Annotated in this window: 16 protein-coding genes; 10 read left to right on the forward strand and 6 right to left on the reverse strand. The window is 41.2% G+C overall.

Going from position 1 to position 22676, the window contains the following annotated elements; genetic code table 11:
• Nucleotides 1-137: 137 nt before the first annotated feature.
• Both FC093_RS19775 and FC093_RS19780 read right to left on the reverse strand, forming a co-directional pair.
• Nucleotides 138-866: a hypothetical protein gene (locus FC093_RS19775; RefSeq protein ID WP_137263547.1), complete on the reverse strand. Its 729-nt coding sequence runs from the start codon at nt 864-866 to the stop codon at nt 138-140.
• Between the two features lie 338 nt (nt 867-1204).
• Nucleotides 1205-3856 carry a TonB-dependent receptor gene (locus FC093_RS19780; protein ID WP_137263548.1) on the reverse strand — a complete coding sequence of 884 codons (2652 nt, stop codon included), beginning with the start codon at nt 3854-3856 and terminating at the stop codon, nt 1205-1207.
• A gap of 265 nt (nt 3857-4121) precedes the next feature.
• Here FC093_RS19780 and FC093_RS19785 point away from each other — a divergent pair, with 265 nt between their 5' ends.
• Together FC093_RS19785 and FC093_RS19790 are read left to right on the forward strand one after the other, a co-directional pair.
• Nucleotides 4122-4643, forward strand: a complete 522-nt coding sequence (locus FC093_RS19785) for a DUF2911 domain-containing protein (RefSeq protein ID WP_137263549.1) — start codon at nt 4122-4124, stop codon at nt 4641-4643.
• Nucleotides 4644-4876: 233 nt separating this feature from the next.
• Nucleotides 4877-5284: a hypothetical protein gene (locus FC093_RS19790; protein ID WP_137263550.1), complete on the forward strand. Its 408-nt coding sequence runs from the start codon at nt 4877-4879 to the stop codon at nt 5282-5284.
• Between the two features lie 284 nt (nt 5285-5568).
• On the opposite strand, the gene FC093_RS19795 is transcribed toward FC093_RS19790, so the two are convergent.
• Both FC093_RS19795 and FC093_RS19800 read right to left on the reverse strand, forming a co-directional pair.
• Nucleotides 5569-6285 carry a LytR/AlgR family response regulator transcription factor gene (locus FC093_RS19795; RefSeq protein WP_137263551.1) on the reverse strand — a complete coding sequence of 239 codons (717 nt, stop codon included), beginning with the start codon at nt 6283-6285 and terminating at the stop codon, nt 5569-5571.
• Nucleotides 6285-7325, reverse strand: a complete 1041-nt coding sequence (locus FC093_RS19800) for a sensor histidine kinase (protein ID WP_137263552.1) — start codon at nt 7323-7325, stop codon at nt 6285-6287. Before FC093_RS19800 ends, FC093_RS19795 begins: the two co-directional genes overlap by 1 nt.
• Before the next feature lie 497 nt (nt 7326-7822).
• On the opposite strand from FC093_RS19800, the gene FC093_RS19805 reads away from it, so the two are divergent.
• The 5 genes from FC093_RS19805 to FC093_RS19825 all read left to right on the forward strand — a co-directional run bounded on the left by FC093_RS19805 (nt 7823) and on the right by FC093_RS19825 (nt 15560).
• On the forward strand, nt 7823-10576 hold the full coding sequence (locus FC093_RS19805; RefSeq protein ID WP_137263553.1) for a DUF1553 domain-containing protein: 2754 nt from the start codon (nt 7823-7825) through the stop codon (nt 10574-10576).
• 274 nt (nt 10577-10850) lie between these two features.
• Nucleotides 10851-12353 (forward strand): DUF1501 domain-containing protein, encoded by a 1503-nt coding sequence (locus FC093_RS19810; protein WP_137263554.1) that lies wholly within the window; start codon nt 10851-10853, stop codon nt 12351-12353.
• A gap of 406 nt (nt 12354-12759) precedes the next feature.
• Nucleotides 12760-13689, forward strand: a complete 930-nt coding sequence (locus tag FC093_RS19815; protein ID WP_137263555.1) for a sugar phosphate isomerase/epimerase family protein — start codon at nt 12760-12762, stop codon at nt 13687-13689.
• A 67-nt stretch (nt 13690-13756) separates the two neighbouring features.
• A complete protein-coding gene (locus tag FC093_RS19820; protein ID WP_137263556.1) occupies nt 13757-13966 on the forward strand; it encodes a four helix bundle protein in 210 nt (69 codons plus the stop codon).
• Nucleotides 13967-14153: 187 nt separating this feature from the next.
• Nucleotides 14154-15560 (forward strand): c-type cytochrome domain-containing protein, encoded by a 1407-nt coding sequence (locus FC093_RS19825; protein ID WP_137263557.1) that lies wholly within the window; start codon nt 14154-14156, stop codon nt 15558-15560.
• Between the two features lie 90 nt (nt 15561-15650).
• Here FC093_RS19825 and FC093_RS19830 read toward each other — a convergent pair whose 3' ends face one another.
• Both FC093_RS19830 and FC093_RS19835 read right to left on the reverse strand, forming a co-directional pair.
• Complete coding sequence (locus FC093_RS19830) at nt 15651-17408, reverse strand: UvrD-helicase domain-containing protein (RefSeq protein ID WP_137263558.1); 1758 nt, start codon at nt 17406-17408, stop codon at nt 15651-15653.
• Nucleotides 17409-17836: 428 nt separating this feature from the next.
• Nucleotides 17837-18334: an FKBP-type peptidyl-prolyl cis-trans isomerase gene (locus FC093_RS19835; RefSeq protein WP_137263559.1), complete on the reverse strand. Its 498-nt coding sequence runs from the start codon at nt 18332-18334 to the stop codon at nt 17837-17839.
• Nucleotides 18335-18637: 303 nt separating this feature from the next.
• On the opposite strand from FC093_RS19835, the gene FC093_RS19840 reads away from it, so the two are divergent.
• The 3 genes from FC093_RS19840 to FC093_RS19850 all read left to right on the forward strand — a co-directional run bounded on the left by FC093_RS19840 (nt 18638) and on the right by FC093_RS19850 (nt 22673).
• A complete protein-coding gene (locus tag FC093_RS19840; RefSeq protein WP_137263560.1) occupies nt 18638-20113 on the forward strand; it encodes a hypothetical protein in 1476 nt (491 codons plus the stop codon).
• A gap of 102 nt (nt 20114-20215) precedes the next feature.
• The gene (locus tag FC093_RS19845) at nt 20216-20809 is read left to right on the forward strand and encodes an Lcl C-terminal domain-containing protein (protein WP_170971163.1); all 594 of its coding nucleotides are present in this window, start codon (nt 20216-20218) and stop codon (nt 20807-20809) included.
• 202 nt (nt 20810-21011) lie between these two features.
• Nucleotides 21012-22673, forward strand: a complete 1662-nt coding sequence (locus tag FC093_RS19850; protein WP_137263562.1) for a sodium:solute symporter family protein — start codon at nt 21012-21014, stop codon at nt 22671-22673.
• Nucleotides 22674-22676: the final 3 nt, after the last annotated feature.

The following is a 22676-nucleotide window of genomic DNA, read 5'->3' on the forward strand; positions in this document are numbered from 1 at the left end:
CAACATTATCCTACTTTAACTTTAATATTATACCTGTATTGTAGTGAATAACCTAAACAAAAAACCCTTTGTAGAAACAAAGGGTACGATTGCTCCATTTTTATGAGAAAAGGATTGTAATTGCTTATTGTCTTTATTTACTGTTTAGGCATATCGAATATGGTAGCATCTACTGTTGGGTTAACGTCTACTTTGGTAACCTTCGCGGTTATGGAAAATTGCCCACCCATGTCTGTTTGTATAGCGCGCGGAAACACATAACCTTCCGGTGTCTTTTGAAAATCGGAGTTGGTAACTGTAATCGTAACCGGGTTACCCATCATTTCGCCATTTACACTCATCTGAATGATGTAATAAGTATTAGGGTCAATGTAATAGGTAGCAGCATTGCCGGCTTTGTTGGTTATTTTCAGTTTATAGGCATTTACATCGCCCACTTTTTCCTGTCCCTGCAACTCCAGGGTGCTTCCTTTTTCGGTATAGTTGTATAATGGGCTGGTAGCATAAATCTGGTTTGCTCCTTGTTTATACTGCTCTTCGGGCATAGCTTGAGCAGTAGCAGCACCCGCCATCGGGTTAATCATCCAGCCGCTGGTGTCGGTTACTACCTGTATTACTTTCTGCCCCATCACATCCGATTCGGACCGGCTTCCTTTACCTTCTACGATAGTAACCGAAGAGAGTGCTTCATTGCCCATTATCTGCATAGTCATGTCCATGTGAAGGGATTTTAACTGTGCCTGTTTGTCTTTGCCACCCATTGCTTCAATATGTTTGTTTACAATATCATCGGTAGTTTGCGCATGTACCTGAGCAAAACATACCAATGCCGTTAATAACAGCAGGCTGTGTTTAAGCGTTTTCATGTGTTGTTTGTTTTGCGTTTAATAATTTGCAGTAGAGATTGTGAATGTATAATTTTTACAGATGCGTTAGGAGGTCTATAATTTGTACGGCGAAGTAATGTTTTGGCCGCGTAAAAAGCTGTTTGAGATAATTATTTTAACTACAAACCTGCCTGCCGGTAAAACGAGGGTATTAAGACCTCGAAGCTTACGAAAATTTAATAAAGAATACTTTGTATAACTTATATTCTTTTTGCCTTAATGGTTTTAATTTTTAAACAATTTCTCATAAGAACTTTGCCTTACATAGTATAAAAGCCGGTGCAATGATGCACCAGCTTTCTATGTTCCACTCACCATTACATTCCTTGCGTAGCGCCCTGCATTCCTTCAGCCTGGCTCTTCATATTGGTACGTTTAAACAGGTTTACATCCATTTTGCCAAAGCGGTAAGTAAAATTGATTCTTACCTGTTGTGGATTGTTCAATCTATAATAGTTCTGCACAAAGTAGTTGCTGTACGAATACTGGTCTTGTTTGCGTGTTCTGAAAATATCATTCATACTTACACTTATTGTTGCCGCATTATTTTTCAGGAAGCTTTTTCTTACAGCTATATCGGTACCCCAGAAAGAGCGGATATAACCTTGCGAAGAAGACTGTGCCTGGCTCATTGGAGGTCCCATCCGCTGGCCCGAATTGTTATCAACCGGCAGGTTGGTTTTGCTTTGATAATCGGCAGACAATTGGACAGCAAAGTTTTTAGGCAACTTGATGCTGTTATTCAGTTTGCCAAACCAGCTCCACATTGCAGCTTGCTGAATGGCATTGCTGATGTTATCGGTGTTAATTTTTGAGTTATATACATTCACGTTGGTAGTGGCATCCCACCATTTGGTAAGATGGTTTACAGCAGTTAACTCTGCACCGTAAGCATAGCTGGAATTAGCATTGATAAACGTGTTGATCAGGTCTTCTTTACCAGTTATATCATTAATGTCCTGCTGCAAATAGCGCGTAATTAAATTGTTGGTATGCTTGTAATAGATAGAAGTTAATACGTTGTTGCCACCTTTGAACGTTTTACTGTAGCTTACTTCATAAGAATTGGTAAACTCTGGTGTTAAGCTTGGGTTACCTCTTGTGATGTTAAGACTATCTGTATAATCTGTATAAGGAATTACCTGGAAGAAATTAGGACGGTTTACACGACGTGTAACGCTTGCCTGCAACTCCTGGTTCTTCTTCAGTTTTTGGCTTAAGAAAACCGAAGGAAATAAACTGATAGGATATTTGTTGCTGAAGGTTTCGCCGGTGTTAGTCAGTTCACCTTTATAGTCCGAACTTTCTGCGCGCAAACCTACCTGGTAGCCAAAGTTTTTAATGGCGCTCTTTACGCTTACATACGCTGCATATACGTTATCGTGATTTTTGTAATTGGTAGAGCCGGTATAAACCTTGGTAAACTGGTCTTTTGTTGGTCCCACATATGTTTCATTATCGTTGGTAAGCTGGCGCAACTGTGCACGTACACCGGTTTCCAGTTTGGTACTTTTACCAATGGGTTGTGCATAGTCTGTTTGCAGGGTTAAAAACTGGTTGTTGCCATCGCTTACTACCCTTTGCAGTCCTGTTCCGTTGATGGCGCTGCCATTGTAGTAATTAGTGGTGTACAAGGCATCACCGCTGCTTTTACCAGAGAAATAATTCAGATCGGCAGTCCACTGCTGACCTTCTTTGGCAAAATTGTGTACCATACCGGCTTGCAAACCATTGGCGTTGAAGGTGCGCTGGCTATTGGCAATACGCTGGCTGTACATACTTTTTATACCACTATTGAACAAACTATCAGTAGTAATATCCGTTGTTTCATTAGGCTTAAACTCACCGTGCACTTTAATGCCGGAAATAGACAATGTGGTTTTATTGGTAACAAAATAGTCTAAGCCAAGCCTGCCAAACATAAAGCCACCACGGGTTTTATTCAGGTTACTTTGATACACGTGTGTTTGTGTATCACCGAGGTTGAGGCGGTCGGTGGTGCCTGTGGTTTGGTTGCGCATCATGTTGGTCATTACGGCTGCACTCAGGTTTATTTTGCCTTGCCGTACATTAAAGTTGCCACCGCCGTTTATGCCGCCACGGCTATCCACACCTGCCATAATATTGCCATTGTAGCCGGTCTTTTTGTTTTTCTTCAATACAATATTCAGAATACCGGCATTGCCGCCCGAAGCATCGTATTTAGCCGAAGGGTTGGTAATTACTTCTACGCTTTGAATGGCATCGGCAGGAATCTGGTCGAGGGATAACGTAGTAGGCTTTCCATCCACATAAATCTGCGGCGAAGCATTGCGCAGCTTTACATTACCATCTATATCCACCTGGATAGAAGGCACGTTGCGCATTACATCTACGGCAGTACCGCCGGCACTTACAATATTTTTTTCTACATTAAATACTTTTTTATCTATATCCATCTTCAGGGCAGAAGAGGTGGTGGTAACGGTAACGCCTTGCAACTGTGCTGCATCGGCGGTCATTTCCAGTTTGCCTAAGTCTTTATCAAACGAAGATGGGAAAGCGGGCATTCCGCCACCGGAAGTTGCAGCAGGTGTGCTACCCGTAGTGCCTTGCGCAGGCTTTTGCATTTTAGAAGGGTCTAGGAACTGCACCGGTTGGTTCAGCTCTTTAAATCCGGTAGCCGAAATCTTGATTTTGACGCCCATTAACGGCAATTCTTCTGCATTAAATTCGCCCTTGTTATCGGTAGTTAATCCTTTTACCAAAACTTCTTTCATCTTTTTGGTAGCAGAGTCAAATTTTGATTGCAGTATTAGCACAGATGCATCTGCAATGGGTTTGCCGGCACTGTCCACCAGTTTACCATACAGGCGGCCCAGATTAGGCATATTGGGCATTTTGCCAGCCTTTACATTTCCGCCCGGAAGCTGTGCCGAAACACTCAGGCAAAACAGGAAGGCTACTGCCACAAACAACAACTTTTTCATAAAGAATTAAATTAATGACGCAAAGCTATTATTGCGCGAAGGCGCGTTTGGAGCAAATGAGACGATTCCGCAAAATGTTGCGACAAAAAAGATAAGGCTGTGATGAACGGTAAAAAAGTAGAGATGAAATGGAAAAGTTTATAATTTTAATGAATAATGTAAGCCTGGTTTTTTCAGAGGCATTATAATAGCACCTTAAATAACATGAATATTACTAACATTAGCTAACCTTTTTACTAATTTTCCATTACTAAAAACAAATATTATGAAACGCAAACTATTCCTCTCTTCCGTTCTTTTGGCAGCAGCCAGTTTGCTGGTGCCTTTTGCTGTAACGGCGCAAAGAGTAAGCCCGCATGATACTGTAACGAGTGTAGTGTCGGGGGCTAATATCAAGATTACCTATGGCAGCCCTGCGGTGAAAGGCCGACAGATTTGGGGCGGTCTGGTGCCCTATGATAAAGCATGGCGTGGAGGCGCCGATGAAGCCACACTGTTTACTACTGATAAAGACATTATGCTGGGCGGCAAAAAGTTACCTGCGGGTACATATAGTGTATTTGTAATTCCGTCCCAGAACCAGTGGACGTATATTTTTAACTCGCAAACCGGTCAATGGGGAATCAAACAAGGCGGCGTTGCCAATTTTGATGAATCGAAGAATGTGCTTACGGTAACGGCTACCCCTAAACAGGCTCCTATGGCAGAACATCTGACCTACCAGGCAAATGACGAAGGATTTGGATTGCATTGGGAAAACCTGGAGGCTTTGGTGCCTATTAAATAACGCAAAATTTAGTGAAAAGAGGATGAGACGAACGCTTGTTTCATCCCCCTTTTTTATTCCGGCAGAGCAATGTATTGGTAATAAATCCTTTTTAAGGCAGCGTATAATAAGTTTATTGCAATAGCATCGCCATTGTTGCTGCATTATTTGTGTATTTGCGTATCGAACACAAAGCAGTAATGGAAATCAGTACATAAAATTGAAGACAATTAAAACACTTGCACTAAAAAATTATGAGAAGTATTTTATTCCTACTCTTTACCCTTTTAGTCTCAGGATTGTCAGCACAATCAAGTGAACCTTCTACTAATTTTTTCGGCTATCTGAATGATATTCGGTTGGATAGTATCAACGCTCATTATGCCGAAGTATATTTTAAATCCGAAATAAGTAAACAATCAGTTGATTACGGGAACAGCAGTATTTACGTAAGCTCACCCAAACTTTGCTTTACTTTTCAACCGGAAGACAACAAAAAAGATGCGTTTATCAGAGATAGTAAAGGAAATACGGTTTCTTTTAGAGGAAATATGGCTGCTGCACTTAACTTTTTGTATTTTAATGGTTGGGATCTTGCAAACATTGTTTATGAAGATTCCTCCATGCATAGCTATTATTTTCTATTAAAAAAGAGAATATAGACCTCTGTATCAATTGATGAGGCATCAGATGAAAAAAAAATACATTCATAGGCAACGCTGACAAGGTTTAAAACCTTAGAGTTCGAAACCTGCTAAAGTGCAATCTTACACTACGCCATTGCGAACGGAGTGAAGCAATCTGTGGATGGTAGTACAATCAAACTAAGCCATCTATATTGATGTAAGGTTGAGCACAAACTGCTTTGCTTAAGCCCGCAGTGACGATATTGCTTTACTCCCAAATACAACATTCATATTTAGAACACTGTTAGCGTTAATTAAATTTATAAACTCTGCCTTCCCGTCAAAGCCGCCACTGCATCGCGGTAGTTTTCCCCTACGGGAAGCTCCATATCATCCATAAAAACACTGTTTTTTCTAATGGCAGTAATATAGTCAACAGAAACTATATACGACTTGTGAATGCGTAGAAATCTGGCAGGCGGCAACTGGTCTTCTATCGTTTTCATATTCATGCGCGTAACCACCGGCTTGTTATTGTGCAAGTGAATTTTGATGTAATCTTTCAGTCCTTCAATCCACATAATATTGGCAATCACCAGTTTTACCAGGCTGTATTCTACATTTACAAAAATATATTCCGGGGCACTTTCTTTTTCAACAGCAATAGGCTGTTTTGTTTTTAACTGGTACAACTCCCACGCTTTGTTGCAGGCTTTAATAAACCGCTCCAAAGAAACCGGCTTTACGAGGTAATCAATCACATCTAAGTTGTAGCCATCCAATGCATATTTTTCGTATGCAGTGATAAGGATAAACATGGGTTTTTTTGCCAGACTTTGTATAAACTGCAAGCCTGTTAAGCCGGGCATTTGTATATCCAGGAAAATAAGATCAACGGATTGTTGTTGCAACACCTGCATTGCTTCCAGCGGGTTGGAACAAAGGGCAACTAATTCTAAATAAGGCACTTTGCTGATGTTATCTTCCAGCAGTTCGAGTGCAAGGGGTTCATCGTCTATGGCGAGGCAACGCAGCATTAGTGCAGTTTTAATTGCAGCGAAGTTACAAACCAGCCATTCTTATCGGCAATTTGCAAAGAATGATTTTTGCCATATAGTAAATTCAAACGCCTTTTTACATTGGTAAGACCAATGCCCGAAGCCTTATCTTTCACTTCGGCTGTGTTACAGTTAAATTTGTTTTGTACCGTCAAATACAGCACGCCCGCATCGGCTTTTAATTGCACACTAATCACCGGTTCCTCTATCATGCCGGTGCCATGCTTAAACGCATTTTCTATAAACGGTATCAATAGCATGGGTTCTATTTCGTAACAGCAATCCTGTATATCAATATCCACTTTCACGGTTAGTTTTTTGCCAAAGCGTTGCTGCTGTAAATCAATATAACTATGCAGGTATTCTACCTCTTTTTCCAGCGGTACCTTTGCCTCATCCGTTTCGTACAACATATAGCGCATCAGCGAAGAAAGCTTGATGAGCGAAGGCTCTAATTGTTCTGATTGTTTACGCGCCAGCGCCACCATATTGTTTAGCACATTGAACATAAAATGCGGACTTACCTGCGAGCGCAAAAAAGATAATTCCGTTTTCAGGTTTTCATTTTCCTTTTCTTTCAACAACCGTTCTGCTTCCATTCTGTCTTGTATCATGCGGTAAGCAGTACTGCATGCAAGAATAAAAAGGTATGGAAAAATATTAAAGAAGATAAAGCCGCTGATATTGAATGGTATTTTGATAATGAATGTAAAGAAAATCCACTGAAACAACGTAAGCACTGCTATAATTAGTAGCTGAAGCAACACATAATAAGAAAGCTTTCTTTTATAAATAAACCTGGGAATTAATACTAAAGAATTCAGGTAAAATAAAACAACCCAGAGAATATCAGTAAAAATGGTAAGATAAACAAACCAGCTTCTGTCGGCTTCTACGTGCTCTCTTTTTCCACGCTGAATAGATTGCGACAATAAAAGCGGAAGCAAAAAAATTAATGTCCATACAGCCGTATGCAGTAAAACAATTACCCATTTTCTCTTGTACCATGCTGTTGCCATTTGGCAAAATTAAATCAGTTATAACCGTTGCATCGGAATATTGCGACAAAAGCGGGAAATGTGTATATGTACAGGCTTCACGTTCTTAAATGTTGGTAGCAGAACGAAAATCTGGATGTATTGTAGCCCATTAAACTCAGTATGTTATAGCAGTTTATAAAAAAGCTACCTTTATACTGTTCGTTAACGAATTGCTGAAAGCATTTATACTGATAGCTGTTTGAGCTATTCACTTGGCGCAGGTAATTTACCTGGAAAATCTGCTTATTTTTTACGATTGCTTTGATTGTAGCTGTTCGGTTCGTCACGATGGTGTGAGAAGGTACAATTAATTATTCCAGGCTATTAAGTACTTCAGCGCAGTACTTCTATTCTTGGTCGCTATTATCCAATGATTGCCATTTTTAAACTGTTCTGCCTTTATTACATGATTATAAAACATGCTTTTAACAGTAAATAGTTTACTAATTTGTATTTTAGACCATTGAAAATATTTCATGCGATTGCTTTATTCCAAAAAAACCATTGTTGTCTTGTTGCTTGCTGTGACTACGCTTTCTTTTGTGCTGTTCACAAAAGGCGACCGGGTAGATTACAGCACACAGGTGAAACCAATAATCAATAAAAACTGTATAAGTTGCCACGGTGGTGTGCGTGCCAAAGGCAATTTTAGTTTATTATTTCGCGAGGAAGCCCTCGCCAAAACAAAGAGCGGCAAGTACGCGATTGTACCCGGCGACCCGGATAACAGCGAAATGATCCGCCGTCTTACGCTAACCGATCCTGAAGAGCGCATGCCTTACCACCACGAGCCATTAACCAAAGAAGAAATAGACCTCCTGAGCAGGTGGATAAAGCAGGGCGCACAATGGGGCGAAAACTGGAGCTATGTAGCATTAAAACCCATTGAAGTACCCATGCCCAAGAAGTTTTTCGGGCTGGTAAATACTACAAGTGATTGGGCAAAAAATGAAGTGGATTATTTCATCTTAGATAAATTAAATCAGAATAATTTAAATCCTTCGCCACAGGCAGACAAAACCACTTTATTGCGCAGGGTAAGCCTGGATATTACCGGTATGCCCGCGCCACAAAGCATAGCAAATAAATTCCTGAACGATGAAAGCAATCATGCTTATGAAGACCTGGTAGATAGTTTACTCGCATCAAAGCGGTATGGTGAAAAATGGACTTCCATGTGGCTAGATTTGGCGCGCTATGCCGATACGAAAGGCTACGAGCGGGATGACAACCGCAATATCTGGCGTTATCGAGACTGGCTGATAAAAGCGTTTAACAAGGACATGCCGTATGATAGTTTTTTGATAAAACAAATTGCCGGAGATTTGTTACCTAACGCTACAGATGAAGATTATATAGCAACGGCTTTTCACCGCAATACGATGACTAATGATGAAGGCGGCACCGATAATGAAGAGTTTAGAACATCTGCTGTGCTCGACCGTGTAAACACCACCTGGAATGTGCTGGAAGGCACTACTTTTTCATGTGTGCAGTGCCACAGCCATCCCTACGATCCCTTCAAGCATGAAGAATATTACCAGTTTGCTGCTTTCTTCAACGATACCAGAGATGAAGATACTTATGCCGATTATCCTTTGCTTCGTATTTACAACGATAGCATGCAGCAACAACTAACTGAAGTGGTGAATTGGGTGCGCAACAATACTTCGCAACAGCGCGCCAAAGAAGTGAAAGAATTTTTAAAAACCTGGCAGCCTGCTTATAATTCGCTTGCCTGCGACAGCTTTACAAACAGCGAACTGAATGATACAAAGTGGGCCTCCTTTCGCAACAATGCCATATGCCGTTTGCAGCACGTGGACTTAACCGGCAAAAGCCACCTTATTTTTCGCTACCAGGGTTGGATGGATGGCGGTGTATGGCAAATACATTTGGATGATGTACATGGAAAAGTAATAGCCACCATACCATTAGCCAAAACTTCCGGCTGGCAAATAACCGAAACAGACATTGAGCCTGCCACTGGCATGCATCATCTTATCTTTACTTATACCAACAGCAACCTGCAAAAGCCAACGGATGCCGGCGCTATGCTCGATTGGTTATATTTTACACAGCCATTCCCCGGCAAAGACCAGCCGGGCTATACAGCGGTAAAAAATGAATTTTGGAAACTGCTGAATGCAGATGTGCCTACTACGCCGGTGATGATAGATAACCCGCCCGCTATGCACCGCACTACTAATGTATTTGAGCGCGGCAACTGGCTGGTAAAAGGCGATAAAGTGTTGCCCGGTGTGCCTCATATTTTAAATCCTTTTCCGGCAAAGCAACCACGCAACAGGCTGGGGCTCGCCATGTGGATGATTTCCAAACAAAACCCACTCACCGCACGTACAATGGCCAACCGTGTGTGGGAGCAACTCTTTGGTGCCGGCATCGCCGAAACATTGGAAGACCTTGGCACACAGGGCATTCCACCCACGCACCCGGAATTGCTGGATTGGTTAAGTTATCAGTTTATGACTGAAGATAACTGGAGTATAAAGCAGTTGATCAAAACCATTGTGATGAGTGCCACCTATCAGCAAACCTCTAAACTTACTCCCGAATTACAACAAAAAGATCCTTTTAATAAACTCTATGCACGTGGCGCCCGGGTGCGCCTGTCTGCCGAAGCAATCAGAGATCAGGCATTGTGTATTGCAGGCGTGATGAACGATAAAATGTATGGTCCGGGCGTAATGCCTTACCAGCCGCCGGGCATCTGGCAGTCGCCCTGGAACAGTGCCGAGTGGGTGCAAAGTACCGGTGGCGAGCAATACCGCCGGGCTGTTTATACGTACTGGAAGCGCTCGGCTGCTTACCCGGCTATGCTTACGTTTGATGCTGCTTCGCGCGAAGTATGTACGGTACGGCGCATTAATACCAATACGCCGCTGCAGGCGCTCACTACGCTCAATGACAGTGCCTTTCTTGATCTTGCGCGCCACTTCGCTTACCGTATGCAAAACGAGGGCGGAGAGAACGTGGTGCAGCAAATAAAGAAAGGTTATACTATAGTCACGTATCACAACATAGATAATAAAAGTCTGGCGGCATTGCTAAAACTATATAACACCGCGTATGAACAGTTTAAAGCAGATAAGCAAAAGGTGTATGAAATAATTGGTGGCGTTAATGAACATACCAATGCGCAAACAGCGGCCTTAACAGTGGTTGCCAATGCGATGCTGAACCTGGATGAAGTAGTAACAAAGAATTAAGAAGCAGATTTAGGATAAAGGAAGTTGGAATGGTGCAGATGCTCTGAGGGTACAAATTATAATTTTAGAAAACAAAATATCGCTGTTATTTTTAAAGTATTAAAGCAACCCATTCATCCGCCCAATGAAAAACGCAGAATGATAAGCTTTAAGCAAGATGAAGAAAATGAATGAGTTGAAATAAATAATGGTTTAAAAATTAACGAATACAACAGTAATTACAGATAAAAAAGTTCTCGCTCTATTCCGTGGAGCGGGGCAGGGGGTGAGGCTTATGACACAACAGGAACTACACAACCAGCGATTGCTTCGCGAAGCAGAACATGCTGTATTGCGCATGCATACCCGCCGGCACTTCATAAAAGAAAGTGCGATGGGTTTGGGCGGGCTTGCACTCGCAACTTTATTTGGTTGCTCGCAAAAGAAAAGTGCATCGCCCATTGTCTTCGATCCGGCACATCCATTAGCGCCCAGGCAGCCACCTTTTTTAGCCAAAGCAAAAAGTGTTATTTACCTGCACATGGCGGGTGCACCTTCACAATTAGAGCTGTTTGATTACAAGCCGGAACTGGCAAAAATGGACGGACAATTGTGTCCGCCTTCTTTGTTGGAAGGAAAACGTTTTGCCTTTATTCGTGGTGTGCCAAAGATGCTTGGTCCGCAGGCAAAGTTTGCACAGCATGGCGAGAGCCGCGCATGGGTAAGCGAAAACATGCCGCACCTGGCTTCCATTGTAGATGAAATATCCTTTCTGAAAGCTGTTTCCACCGACCAGTTTAATCATGGTCCGGCGCAGCTATTAGTACATACCGGATCGCCACGCCTGGGGAGAGCGAGCCTTGGAAGTTGGGTAACATATGGCTTAGGAACAGAAAACGAAAATTTGCCCGGTTTTGTAGTGCTCACAAGCGGCGGTAAAAATCCGGACGCAGGTAAAAGCGTATGGGGCAGTGGTTTTTTGCCCAGCGTTTATCAGGGCGTGCAATGCCGCAGCGAGGGCGATCCGGTGTTGTTCATCAAAGACCCTGATGGTATGAGCCGCGATTTGCGCAAAGCAAGTATTAATGCCATAAATGAAGTAAATGCGGAGGAATACAAGCAGTACAATGATCCTGAGATTCTGTCGCGCATTTCGCAGTATGAGATGGCGTATAAGATGCAGATATCTGTGCCCGAAGTGATGAATATTAATAATGAGCCGCAGTATATTCATGATATGTATGGCACCAAGCCAGGGCAGGCGTGCCTCGCTAATAATATTTTACTCGCCAGAAAACTGGTAGAAAAAGGAGTGCGATTTGTGCAAATATTCGACTGGGGTTGGGATAGTCATGGTACCGATTCAAGCCTTGCCATTGATATTGGTTTTATTAATAAATGCCGCCAAACTGATAAAGCTGTTACAGCATTGATTTTAGATTTGAAACAGCGTGGATTGCTGGATGAAACGCTGGTTATCTGGGGTGGTGAATTTGGCAGAACGCCGATGATGGAGAACAGGGAAGGCAAGCAAAATCCATATAAAGGGCGCGATCATCATACCGAAGCATTTACCATCTGGATGGCGGGTGCAGGCGTTAAGAAAGGTTTTTCTTACGGAGAAACCGATGAGATTGGTTACAGCGCTATCAGTGGTAAAGTAGATTGCTTTGATGTGCAGGCAACTATCCTCGACCAGCTTGGTTTTGATCATGAGCAATTCACGTACGACTTTCAGGGAAGGCCATTTAGATTAACGGATGTAAAAGGGAGAGTAATCGAGGAGATTTTAGTGTAGGATTTTTTAATACATAGCATAATAGGAACACAGGAAGAACATAGCAGGAAATTGGAATAATGTTTATGTAATAATTGAATGTATAATAAATCAACCTGATTAAAAGCAATGCAGCCCGTCATTCCGCAACGCCGCCAGCACGAGAACTCTGCTTTCTAAGAATTTGCGCCAGCTTTGTGCGGAATCTGTGGATGGTGATAGATAAATGTTACTGCTCACAGTATTGATCTCTAACAATTAGTTCAAAGTAAAGGCTGACTGCAGATTCCATACAAGGCCACCGCTAAGTTTGCTTTTATAAAGTCACCTTGCTGGCAGCAATGGAATGACAGACAATATCACCTTACCTTAATTTTACAGGAGTACTTATATTCATATGGTCTTATGTGTTTAACAAAATAAAAATATGCCATTCACCAGGAGAACTTTTTTACAAACCACTACCAAAACCACCACAGCATTACTGCTCTCTTCTATGAGCGCACTAGCCATACCACAAACCATCAACAACATGAATAACAATTTTAAATTGAAAGTTTTAGCAACCAACTGGGGCTTTCCCGGAACTACAGATGAGTTTTGCTCGAGAGTAAAAAAGGACGGCTACGATGGTATTGAAATCTGGTGGCCGCTACAACAAAAAGAGCAGGATGAGTTGTTTAATGCCCTGCAAAAATATTCGCTGGAAGTAGGCTTTTTGACCGCAGGTCATGAGAGCGATTACCAAACACATTTCAACACGTTTACTGGTATGATTGATGCGGCTGCTACCAATACAATGCAGCGACCGTTATACATCAATTGCCATTCCGGTAGAGATTATTTTTCTTACGAACAAAACAAGACATTCATTGCCCATACCGTACAGTTGTCCCGGCAAACCAGCATTAAAATTTGCCACGAAACACATCGTTCCAGAATGTTGTTTGCTGCACCGGTGGCGAGGCATTATTTAGAAACAGTTCCTGCATTAAGAGTAACTTTTGATGTATCGCATTGGTGCAATGTAAGTGAAACACTCCTGGAGGATCAGCAATCTACGATAGACATAACATTGCCAAGGGTAGATCACGTTCATGCGCGCATTGGCCATCCCGAAGGTCCGCAGGTGAATGACCCGCGTGCACCGGAATGGGATGAGGCTGTAAAGGCGCATTTTGCATGGTGGGATAAAATAGTAGCATTGAAAAAACAACAAGGCGATACATTAACAGTTTTAACAGAATTTGGTCCGCCTACCTACATGCCCACACTGCCTTATACACAGCAACCTTTAGCCGACCAATGGACGATAAATGTATATATGAAGGAGTTATGGAGGAAAAGATATAGTTAGAGAAGCTGCATGCTATGGGTTTGAGCTACGAGCAATAAAAAGAAGATAAAGTAAAAAACCAAATACGATGAGAAATTTTAAGGAGTTGAAAATCTGGCAAAAAGATTTTGAAATAGCAGTAAACACTTATAGATTGATTCAAAGCCTTCCTGTTTTGGAAAGGTTTGGTATCATACAACAAATAATGAGCGCAGCGGTATCTGTTCCTTCAAACATTGCTGAAGGAAGCAGTAGAACAAGCGAAAAGATTGCAGGAGATTTATTGAGGTTCCGTTAGGTTCATCGTTTGAATTGGAAACACAGTTGCTTATTGCAAAGCAGTAAATTTTGGAGATGCCTTTATGATAGATGATACATTACGCAAAACAGATGAAGAACAGAAAATATTGATTGCTTTTGCTAATAAACTTACTCACCGATTTTATTAAAACACTAAATGCTTACGGCTCATAGCTTCTTTTCTTATGTCTGAACTCTTTGGTCACTTTCATCCGGTATTGGTTCATTTGCCTATTGGTATTTTAATGGCTGGCTTGCTGTTGCAATGGCTTGCCGGTAAAGAAAAATACAAGTCATTGCAATCCGCTGTTCCTATTGTTTTGTTGGTAGGCGCTGTGAGTGCTTTATTTTCCTGCATTACCGGTGCTTTACTTTCTACTACAGACGATTACAATACCGCTTTAGTATCGTGGCATATGTGGATGGCAATTGCATTAACCTTAGTTGCCGGCATGTTATATGCTAAAGCAAAAAATCCGCAATTTCCCGCAAATAAAAATGTGTTAGCCATTGGCTTGCTGGCGTTGATTATAATTACTGGTCACTTAGGTGGTTCACTTACGCATGGCTCCGATTATCTTACCAAACCATTAGTCAATATTTTTTCCGGTGATAGCAATTCATCACTCACCATAAAGCCGGTACCAAATGTACAGGAAGCACAGGTATATACCGATGTAATAAAACCTATTTTACAAACACGCTGTTACTCCTGTCATGGTGCCGAAAAGCAAAAAGGCGGCTTGCGTATGGACGATAGCTTACGGCTGATAAAAGGTGGTAAAGACGGGATAGTAATTGAAGCGGGTAGCGCCGAAAAAAGTGAATTGATTAAGCGGCTTGCTTTATCACTAAGCAATGATGATCATATGCCGCCCAAAGAAAAGCCGCAGCTTACCAAAAGTCAAATTGCATTACTGCATTGGTGGATTGATAATGGTGCTGACTTCAATAAAAAAGTAAAAGAAATAGAGCAATCATCCGATATTAAACAGCATTTATTAGCACTGCAATCACCGCAGCAGAAAGCAGCGGAAATAACTACAATACCTGATGCGCCTGTTAGCAAGGCAGATGAACAAGTCATAGCAAAATTAAAGACTGCCGGTGCGCTGGTTTTGCCCGTTGCCCAAACCAGCAATTACCTTATGGTGAGCTTTATTACCGATACTACTGTAAGCACAGATGCTTTGCGTTTGATACAGCAGTTAAATAAGCAAATCGTTTGGCTCAAACTTGCTAATACTAACATAAGCGATGCAGCATTGCAAACTGTTGAGCAGCTTACACAACTTACTAGGCTTGACCTTTCCAACACGGGCGTTACCGATGCCGGATTGAAACAGCTTACTCCATTATCTAATTTGCAACACCTCAATCTGGTAAACACAAAAGTTACGATAGAAGGAATTACTTCATTGAAAAATATAAAGACATTGAAGGAATTGTACTTGTATAAAACAGGAATAAATCAATCCGGTTATACCGATTTAAAAAAAATATTTCCGCATACAACTATTGATACTGGTGGCTATATAGTGCCAACTTTTGCAACAGATACAACGGTAGTGAAGGAGAAAAAGGAGTATTAGGTTTTATACTGATGATAAGGTTATTATTATATTGAAAAACTTATTAAAACCTCTTTTGCAGTGTGCCCGCATAAATTATAGGTAGCAATCTTATTCCAATGCCAACTCATTCAATCTTGCTTTAATGACGCTGTATGTTTTGCCAAAATGCTTTGCCATTATGCCAATGGTAATGCCATCATAATACATTGTCATCAGCTCATGGTCAAGCTCATCTGTCCACGGCTTGTAAGCAACTTTATGTACTGTTCTTACTCTTTTATAAGTATTACTTTTCTCCTTTATCTCCTTCCGGTTGTATATAGGAGTAATTGCAGCTTTTTTCTTTTCTTCTTCCTTTACAACAGGAATGATTTGAATGTTGGGTGAAGAAGGAAAATCAGCTCGTATTAATGTATCGGGGATATGCAGTACATTCTTTGTTCGCGTAATGGCTACATACAGCAAGTTGACTTCTTCATTCAGTTTGTCCGTATTACAATTCTCTTTATCTTCTTTTAATTTTTCTAATCTTTTCTCCGTAATAAAATCATCCACCAATTGCACATAATCGTACTCCATTCCTTTGCAGCGGTGAACGGTGGAAAAAATCATTTCAGCCTGCGCTTTATCATCGCTATCTATGTGTTTGTCTTTAATCTTTTTCAAGATGTTTGGAATATCATTCTCGTATTCTTTCACGATTTCCACCATCATTTGAAGTTGTGTATCTTCGGTTTTTTCAATGTATTCTTCCAGTTCTTTCATGTCTTTCATTCCTTTAATCAGCTTGTCTCTGATGAGGTCATGCTTTTTATTGTACAGGTTCAACACATCATACAGCGATGCGCCTTCATCTGCATACGTGTAAGAGTGAATATTGCCTTCAAAATAAATGTGCTTAATGTACTTTTTGGTAGTTACATACTCTATAGCTTTTAGTAATAAGCCAAGGTTTGTTCTTGCCAAAACAGCCTTTGTTTTTTGTTGTTTGCTGCTGCCTTTGCCGGTAATGGCAATTTGTTTTTCCTGTTCAATGTGTCTTTTCCATTGCAACACTTCCATTGCCAAATCCGCCACATCCTGACTAAAGCGAAAGCTTGTGGAAAGATGGTATGTTGCAAAATTCGCTTTCTCCAACGAGTTCACTGCATAGCGCCAGCCATATATCTGCTGATGCGTATCGCCCACGATTACTTTGGTTGCTTTTTGGTTTAAAAATACATCCAGCATTGCCGGGGATGCATCCTGTCCTTCATCAAACAAAATATAGTCGTAGTACAACACCGGATTGGATAACTGAAATTTTTTGAGATAAAAATCATGTGTTATTTCAATTGCGCCTTTATCCATTTTGCTAAGGAGTAAGCGCGTTTTGTTTTCGATGTAACTATAAAATGTTTTTACAAATGCCTTTGCCTTTTCGTCATAAATGGTATTTAAATAATTTAATTCCTGTACTTTTTTCTTATCGCTGTTACAGAAGTAAGCGATGAATTTGTTGATATGGTTGGCAATGATGTACTCCGCATGTTTTTCGCCGCTTGCTTCGAGGTGAAGCATTTCTGCAATCTCGGCTGTTTTATAGCCTTGCGGTTTTATTTTGTAGTTGTTGTAATGCACAATATGCTTATACGCCAGCGAATGGGCCGTTTCTACTTTTACATTGTGCAGTCCTTCGTCTGCAAACCGTTTAGCTGCTTCCAGTTTTACCGATTTATTAAAAGCGAGATATAAAATGCGGCTGTTTGCGGGCCTCGTTTTTGCATATTCAATGATGGTGGTGGTTTTGCCGGAACCTGCAACTGCATTGATTTTTATATCGCCGGCAGCATTGATGATAGCCTGTTGTTCAGGGGTTAATTCCATAGGTAATTAAGAAGAAAAATATAGCTGATACAGCAAAGATTACTAAAAATTGTTAGGTCAAAACCATTGCGGTAAATACTTTTAAAACGGTGTTTTGAAAACCTGCAAATTTAATTCAAAAACCTGTAATTAATTGATGTATTACGGATTTTTATACCTTTTATTGCATATTCTTTATCGAAGGATGACAGTCATTTTTTGCAGCTAAAGAAGACATTTTAGTGATTAACGGAGGCGAGAAAATCTATTACTTTTTTACGGCTAAAGCATCTTGTAACAACAGGAACACAATGTGCTGTTTTTGTATGAATATTTTCCGTGTGATCATCTTTATTCTGTTGTTTCTGTCTTGTTGTTACAGCAAGCATAAAATAAAATCGCCGCTACAATATACCTGTAGCGGCGATGTGTTTTATGCACAATAAAAATTAATTAAAAGCCCAAAGTTTGATGTTGAATATCAGGTACGAATTGCCCGGAATGCCCTGATAATCGGAAGCGCCATACGCCAGACTTGGTGGCAGGTATAAATTGATGATACCATCCTTTTTCATAAGGGGTAAAGCCTCTTGCCAGCCAGCTATGGTACCCGACAAATTAAAAGAAATGGGCGTACTGGCGCCGGTGCTATCGAATACGGTACCATTTAAATAAGTGCCGGTGTAGGTTACACTTACATCGGAACATCTGGTAGGATGCGTAGTATCGGTACCTGAAGATTCAATGGTATAGAAAAATCCTCGGCTATCCTGTATGGCGCTAATACCACTAGAATCAAGATATGCTTTTAAGTTGGTAACTTCGATGGCAGGAGCAGTTACGGTGAGCGGTGTGCAGACCGGTTGTGCAGTATCGTTCTTTATACAACTGCTGATGCCTAAACTTAACACAGATACTATCAAAACAACTGGAATCCATTTTTTCATAAGTATAAATTTTGGCGCGCAAAATAACACCCCTCGCAAGAAATACGCGTTATGATTTCCTATAGTTATGTGAATAAATGTGTGGGTACAACAATAAAGGAGGATGCGTTCGGGAAATACTAATTCGCGCTATTAAAATTACCTGAAGCTTTTTCTATCCCTGTTGATAAAGAACATTGCTGTTGTAGTGAATGTTGTGTCATTACTTTACTCTGCTTACAATTATGCGGCAGTAAATTGAGACTGGATGATGACGTAGGATTTAATGGCACTTAAATTTGAATAACGGCTTAATTTAGCATTATGCTTATTGCTGCTATACAAAAACCTGCTGTTCTCTTTTGGTGCATTATTGCTTTTTGCTTTTCGGTTAACGCTACTGCTCAAAATACCTTACGGTTATCTCCGCAAAATCATCATTATGTAACGTACCGTCAAAAGCCTGTGTTGCTCATTACCTCAGGAGAGCATTATGGTGCCTTGCTTAATCTGGACTTTGATTATATCGCTTATTTGAATGCCTTGCAAAAAGAAGGTATGAACAACACCAGGGTTTTCTCCGGCGCTTATGTAGAACGTAAGAACGATATCAAGTGGATGCTGTACAACAATACGTTAGCACCAAAGGAAAACCGGCTTATTGCGCCTTGGAAGCGCAGCAACATTCCAGGATACATCAACGGCGGTAATAAGTTTGATTTAGACCAATGGGACGATCAATATTTTATACGATTGAAAAACCTCCTGCGGCAGGCGGCTATGCGGAGCATCGTGATAGAACTTACACTATTTGGCAATCAATACAACGATTCTATTTATCAGTATTCCCCGCTTTATCCCGATAATAACATCCAGGGCAAAGGTCCGAAAGGAGAGAACAGTTTTTTGCTTTTTCAATCACTTGCCGATACGGCATTAGTTGCAAGGCAGGAGAAAATGGTGGTGAAGCTGGTGCAGGAACTGAATGCTTTTGATAACCTGTACTACGAAATATCGAATGAGCCATACAACGAGGTAAAGGATTCTGCTGTAGTAGATAAATGGAACGCGCACATGGCAAAACTCATCAGGCAAACGGAAATGCTGTTGCCCAAAAAGCATTTGATTGCGACTAATCAATCAATAGTAGATAATAAGGCGGTGGATATTGCCAACTATCATTATGTACATATTTCCAACATGCCAGGTTTCGATTCGTTGTTGCGCCTAAACAAAGTAATTGGTATGGATGAAACAATGGGCTCTTTGATACATGCAGATGTAAATGATGTGCGTGTAGAAGCATGGGATTTTATACTGCATGGCGGCGGTGCTTACAACAACTTAAGTTGGGAATATACCCCATCTGCACCACAAGGCACGTCCGGTGCAGATACTATACGGCAATACCTGAAGCATCTGCAACAGTTTATGAGTACATTCCGTTTTGTACACATGCAATACAGCCCTGGGTTGCTGGTGCTTTTACCTGCAGAAGCAATTACACGGGTACTGGCGGAAGAAGGGAAGCAATATGCAGTGTACATCCATCATAGTACGCCACATGATATGGAGCCAGTAACTGCTGCTTTTGTAAGTAAATATGAAGCGGATACTTCCTCCTTCAAAGATTCGGTGGCGCTGTCGTTACCTGCTGGTAAATACACAGTACAATGGTACAACCCGGCAAAAGGAAACTGGTATGGAAACCGGCGAACACTGCAACACAAGGGTGGAGTTTATACCTTTCATACGCCCTTGTTTACTACTGACATTGCACTAAGCATTGTAAGAAAGTAAACGCTTTCCGGCTGAAGGATGGTGCAGATGAGCAGATTTGCTTTAAATACTTTCATATATTTGACTGACCTTCATTTTAAAACTTCAAAACCCCTTCCAATCATGAAAGCGATCATTAAAACCAGCCTTTCCTTTTTCTTATTGCTTGCTGTTACTTCCTGTACAAAAGAGCGTATTAATAGCACTGCAACGCAGTCGTTAAACCAAACAGCAACAGCAGCAGATGCAAGCATACAAGCTACTTTGCGTATTGGTGATATGCATGCTGGTGGCATTATCTTTTATCTCGACTCTACCAAAAAGCATGGTTTAGTGGCTGCCACCAAAGACCAGAGCAGCGGTATAAAATGGTACAACAATACGTATATTGTTACCGGCGCCAAAGGAACTATTATTGGTACCGGTGCGAGCAACACTACTAAAATTGTAAATAAACAAGGTAGTGGCAAATATGCTGCAAAGCTGTGTGCCGATCTGGTGCTTAATGGTTTTAGCGACTGGTATTTACCATCAAAGCAGGAACTCAATCAACTGTACAAACACAGAAGCAAAGTGCCCGGGCTTGCAGCAACGAACTACTGGAGTTCAACAGAATCAGATACAAATAATGCATGGGACCAGGAATTTGGTGGCGGCTTCAAATTTGCGGATGATAAAAGCTTTACAATACATGTAAGAGCTGTCCGTTCTTTTTAATTACAAGTATTTTCATACACCAACTAAATAAATCATAGCAGGTTTAAAGCCTGCTATTTTTGTTTAAGTAATTGCCGAAAGATATAGTTTAACGTAGCGAAATCTGTTATTCCTTTTTACATTGAAGAAAATAAATCTTACTATAACACACTTATAAACCAATAAGCACTAAATTTCCGCCTTCATTTACAACGGATTGCCTATGAATCTTCATTTTGCCGATTACCTCATTATTGCTGTTTATTTTTTGTTTGTAGTAAGTGTTGGGTTTATTATTAAGAAACGAATTAAATCAAGTAATGATTTTTTATCAAGCAACCGTAACATTCCTTTGTGGATAACAAGCCTTGCATTCATCTCTGCCAACCTTGGTGCGCAGGAAGTATTGGGTATGGTAGCATCTGGCGCCAAGTATGGTATTATGACGGTGCATTTTTATTGGGTAGGCGCCATCTTCGCTATGGTGTTTTTGGGTGTATTTATGATGCCGTTTTATTATGGCAGCAAGGCAAGGAGTGTTCCTGAGTATTTGTCCATGCGCTTCGATGAAAAAACAAGAGGACTAAATGCTATTACATTCGCAGTAATGACGGTGTTTTCCTCTGGCATTTCGTTATATGCTCTGGCAAAACTGCTCGAAGTAATTTTGCACTGGGATTTTGATGTGTCTATCTGGCTTGCTGCAGGCATTGTAATGGCTTATACTTTTTTGGGCGGACTCACCAGTGCTGTGTATAACGAAGTACTACAATTTTTTCTCATCGTGTTAGGCTTTACGCCACTCGTCATAGTTGCCTTGCATGATGCCGGTGGATGGAGTACCATTAAAGCCTCTTTGCCACCACAATATACCCATGCATGGAAGTATATGGGCAATGCAGATACCAACCCGATGGGCATCAACTTTATGTCGCTCATTTTCGGGTTAGGTTTCGTAATGTCGTTTGGGTATTGGTGTACCGATTTCCTTGTGGTGCAGCGGGCAATGATGGCCAGGAATATGAGTGCTGCACAGCGCACGCCTATTATTGCTGCCATTCCTAAAATGTTAATGCCAATAATCGTTGTTTTGCCGGGCGTGATTGCCATTACGCTGATGCAGCCTGCTTTAGCATCTAAAGGCTATAGCATTCCACAGGATGCCAGTGGCGGTTTGGATTATACCATGACCTTGCCTTCGCTGATTGCGCATTATTATCCCACCGGTTTGCTGGGCGTAGGTATTACGGCATTTATTGCTTCTTTTATGAGCGGCATGGCGGGCAATGTAACGGCTTTCAATTCTGTATTTACGTATGATATTTACCAGAGTTATTTTGTAAAAAACAAAAGCGACCGGCACTACCTGATGGTTGGGAAAGCGGTAACGGTTGCAGGCATTTTGTTATCTATTGTTACTGCTTATATTGCCAAGAGTTTTAATAATATCAACGACTTTTTACAGTTGGTGTTTTCTTTCGTGAACGGTCCCTTGTTTGCCACCTTTTTGCTCGGTATGTTTTGGAAAAGAACCACCAGCGATGGCGCCTTTTGGGGATTGGTGGCAGGTACATTAGCTGCAGCCTGCACACATGGATTGACCATTGCCGAAGGTAAAGGCGGCTGGATTTATCCCTGGTATGAAATCAGCAGTGGCATGGGGCAGGCATTTATTGTAGCGTCTGTTTCGTGGATTGCCAACTTTTGCACCACTATTCTGGTGAGTTTGATTACAAAGCCCAAACCGGAAGAAGAGTTGCAGGGGCTGGTGTATTCCTTAACGGTAAAGCAGTCTTATTTTGGCAATAAATGGCATCAAAAAGTGGTGCCATTAGCTATTATCTTAATAGTGGTTACGCTTATACTCAACATTATTTTCTTTTAAACT

The organism is Ilyomonas limi (assembly GCF_005233845.1).
GTDB lineage: Bacteria > Bacteroidota > Bacteroidia > Chitinophagales > Chitinophagaceae > Ilyomonas > Ilyomonas limi.